Genomic DNA, 3403 nt, shown 5'->3' with positions numbered 1-3403 from the left:
CCGGCGGCCGGCACCGGACCGCCGCCCCCGCGCCGTCCGGGGCTCAGGCGCTCGCGGCGTCCAGCGCGGCGAGCTCGTCGCTGCGCAGCTGCAGCCGCGCGCCCTGCAGGAGCGCGTCGAGCTGGGCGACGTTCCGGGCGCTCGCGATCGGTGCGGTGACCGTCGGCCGCGAGGCGAGCCAGGCGATCGAGACCGCGGTGACCGGGGCGTCGTGGGCCGCGGCGACCTCGTCCAGCGCCGCCAGGACCCGCCGACCGCGGTCGTCGAGGTAGGCGGTCGCCCCACCCTGCCGCGGGCCCTCCCCGTCCCCCGCCTCGCGGTACTTGCCGGTGAGGAAGCCCTTCGCCAGCGCGAAGTACGGCAGCACCGCCAGGCCCTCGAGCTCGGCCAGCGCGCGCAGGCCGCCCTCCTCGAACCCCGCCCGTTCGACGAGGTTGTAGTGCGGCTGCAGGGCCACCCAGCGGGCGTACCCCTCCCGGTCCTGGATCGCCAGGGCCTCGATCACCCGCTCCGGGCTGTAGTTGGAGCCGGCGACGTGGCGGACCTTGCCGGAGCGGACGAGCTCGTCGAAGGCGGCGAGCGTCTCCTCCAGCGGCGTGTCGGGATCGTCGAAGTGGGCGTAGTAGAGGTCGATGTGGTCGGTCCCCAGCCGCCGCAGCGAGTCCTCGGCGGCCGCCAGGACGTTGTCGTGGCCCAGGCCCTTGCGCTCGGGGTGCTGGGAGACCTTCGTGGCGATCACGAGGTCGTCGCGCCGTCCGCGGCGCCGGAGCCACTCGCCGATGATCGTCTCGGACTCGCCCCCGCTGTTGCCGGGGGCCGCCGCCGTGTAGGAGTCCGCGGTGTCGACGAAGTTGCCGCCCGCCTCCGCGTACGCGTCGAGCACCGCGTGCGACGTCGCCGCGTCGGCGGTCCAGCCGAAGACGTTGCCGCCGAGGTTGAGGGGGAAGACGTCGAGGTCCGTGCTGCCGAGCCGTGCCATGGGCCGACGCTAGCAACGGCTCCGTCGCGGCCCGGCGGTACCGTCCCGGCGTGCCCCGCCCCCGCTGCTACGTCGCCTCGCCGCTCGGCTTCTCCGAGACCACCCGCCCCTGGTACCGCGACGTGCTGCTGCCCGGCCTCGCCGAGGTCGTCGACCCGATCGACCCGTGGTCGCTGACCACGGAGGACGAGATCGCCGCCGCCCACGCCGCCGGCCACGAGCGCGAGGTCGCGCTGGAGATCGGGCGGCGCAACGCCGAGGCGATCCACGGGGCCGAGCTGCTGGTCGCCCAGCTCGACGGGCAGGAGGCCGACAGCGGCACCGTCGCCGAGCTCGGGTACGCGGCCGGTCGGGGACTGCGCTGCTTCGGGATCCGCAGCGACCTGCGCCAGGCGGGCGAGCCCGGCGTGCCGCTGAACCTGCAGGTCGCCACGTTCGTCGCGCTGAGCGGCGGGACGATCGAGGCCTCGCTCGACGCGCTGCTCGTCCGGCTGCGCGAGGACCTCGCGGACTGAGCCCGCGGCGGGGCGATCAGCCCCCGCCGTGCAGCTGCACGTGGTCGGCCTCGGCGGCGCCGGGGAACGGCCGGGTCAGGCCGTAGGCGTTCAGCGTCGCCTCGGGGACGCCCTCGAGACCCGGGGTGTCGGACGCCTCGCCGCGCGTGTGCGGGTCGTTGGCGAACCCGCCGACCTCGACGGAGTGCTGCGGCGTGCGGTACCCCGACAGGCCGATCAGGTGCAGGTGCAGCTCCTTCGCCATCTTCGCCAGGCGGCGGGCGAGCTCGGGCTCGTCGTGCATCCCGTAGTTCGTGCCGGCGGCGGGGAAGAAGCCGTAGCCGCCCTGCGGGCTGGTCCCGCCCGAGAGCGGCACGCCGGCGGCCTTCGCGGCGGCGCGCTGGGCCCGGACGAGCTGCCCGCGGAGGCGGTCCTCCCGTCGGCCGAGGGTCTTCAGGCGGGTGCTGTGGCGGTCGCGGCTGCGCTCGATCGTCGCCTCCTGCTGCACGACCTCGAGGCGGACGTGCGCGACCGCGTCGCGACGCGTGCGCTCGGTGGCGACGGTGGCGGCCGTGCGTCCGGCGACCTCCTGCAGGTGCGTCTCGGCCGCAGCGGCGGCGGCCTTCGCCCGCCGCACCTGGTCGGTGACGCGGGCGTTGCGCTCGGCGATCCGGCGCACCTGGCCGACCCGCCCCAGGAGGTCCGCGTAGCCCCGCGCGTCCAGGACGACGTCGGCGAGCCCCGGCGCGGGCTCCTCGTACTGCGCCAGGAGCTGCCGGGACAGCACGCGGCGGTCCTTCACCGCCTCGGCGCGCAGGCCGACCAGCCTCGCCCGGGTGTCGCGCAGCTCGGTCTGCAGGCGGTCCAGCTCCGCGGCGTCGGTCTGCAGGGCGGAGTCCAGCGGTGCGAGCTGCGCCTCCAGCTCGCGGACCCGTGCGGCGACCGCACGGAGCCGGGCGCGGTCGGCGTGCAGGCCCTGGCGGGCGGCCTGGGAGCGGCGGCCCTGGGCGTCGAGCCGTCCCTGCAGCGTCGAGGTCGACGTCGCGCCCGCGGAGGGGACGAGGAGCAGGCCGGCGGTCAGGGCGAGGACCGCGGCGCGTCGGCCGGGGCCGGCGATCGGAGCGCGGACCGCGGCGCGTGGGTTCTGGTGCACCATCGGCCGCGAGACCGTAGTGCCCGGACCGCTGCTTCTCCGCAGCCCGGCGTGCAGCGTGGCGCGCCGCCGCGCAACGGGCGCGACGACGTTCGGACGGCGGGCGCGGGAGGCCGCGCCGTCCCGGGGCTCAGATCCCGCCGGCGGCCAGGTTGATGCCGAACGCCAGCACGATGGCGGCGAGGATGAAGGTGATTGCGAGCGACCAGTCGTCCATGAGGCGCTGGATCCTAGCCTCCGGCGCGGCGGGGCGCGGCCCCGGAGGCGGTGCCGCCTGCGGGGGGCGTGCGGACGCGCCGCGCGACCGCGGCCGCCGTGGCGGGCTCGAGCTCGCCGAAGGCCGTCCGGCGACCCCGCCGGTCGACGCAGACGACCTGCGCGCGGCGGCGCCAGAGCCTGGGCGCGACGACGTCGACGGCCACGACGTCCGAGAAGGGGAGCACCCGGACCCGGTGCACCGGGGCGTCGTCGAGCAGCCAGAGGATCCGGCGGTCCGTGATCGCCAGCGTGGTCTGCGGGCTGGCCCAGGTCGAGGCGGGGACGACGAGGCCGACCTCCTCGCCAGGCTCCAGGGCGGTGCGCAGCTCGCCGCCGAGGGCCCGGGCGACCGCCGGGGCGAGGCCGTCGGCGTCCGCGTCGGGCTCGGAGGTCCCGGTCGCGCCCGCGAAGACCCCGGCGGCCCAGCCGCCGGTCCCGGTCCCCGTGGCCGTGGGGCCGGCCGGGTCGGGCCCCGCACGTCCGCCGGTCCGGCCACGGCCCCGAAGCCGGTCGTCGGCG

General features: G+C 77.3%; 3 protein-coding genes and 1 pseudogene. 1 reads left to right on the top strand and 3 read right to left on the bottom strand.

The window, feature by feature from the left end; translation table 11 throughout:
• Positions 1-43: 43 nt before the first annotated feature.
• Positions 44-979 (bottom strand): aldo/keto reductase, encoded by a 936-nt coding sequence (locus Q7T67_RS18210; RefSeq protein ID WP_304793124.1) that lies wholly within the window; start codon positions 977-979, stop codon positions 44-46.
• A 50-nt stretch (positions 980-1029) separates the two neighbouring features.
• Here Q7T67_RS18210 and Q7T67_RS18205 point away from each other — a divergent pair, with 50 nt between their 5' ends.
• Positions 1030-1494 carry a nucleoside 2-deoxyribosyltransferase gene (locus tag Q7T67_RS18205; RefSeq protein ID WP_304793121.1) on the top strand — a complete coding sequence of 155 codons (465 nt, stop codon included), beginning with the start codon at positions 1030-1032 and terminating at the stop codon, positions 1492-1494.
• A gap of 16 nt (positions 1495-1510) precedes the next feature.
• Here the strand turns inward: Q7T67_RS18205 and Q7T67_RS18200 are convergent, their stop codons facing one another.
• The gene (locus Q7T67_RS18200; protein WP_304793119.1) at positions 1511-2629 is read right to left on the bottom strand and encodes a hypothetical protein; all 1119 of its coding nucleotides are present in this window, start codon (positions 2627-2629) and stop codon (positions 1511-1513) included.
• Positions 2630-2856: 227 nt separating this feature from the next.
• A pseudogene (locus tag Q7T67_RS18195) lies at positions 2857-3403 on the bottom strand (hypothetical protein); the annotation flags it as partial.

Origin of the sequence: Patulibacter sp. (genome assembly GCF_030655195.1) — a bacterium.
GTDB lineage: Bacteria > Actinomycetota > Thermoleophilia > Solirubrobacterales > Solirubrobacteraceae > Patulibacter.
This window is presented reverse-complemented; position numbering and strand designations above follow the sequence as displayed.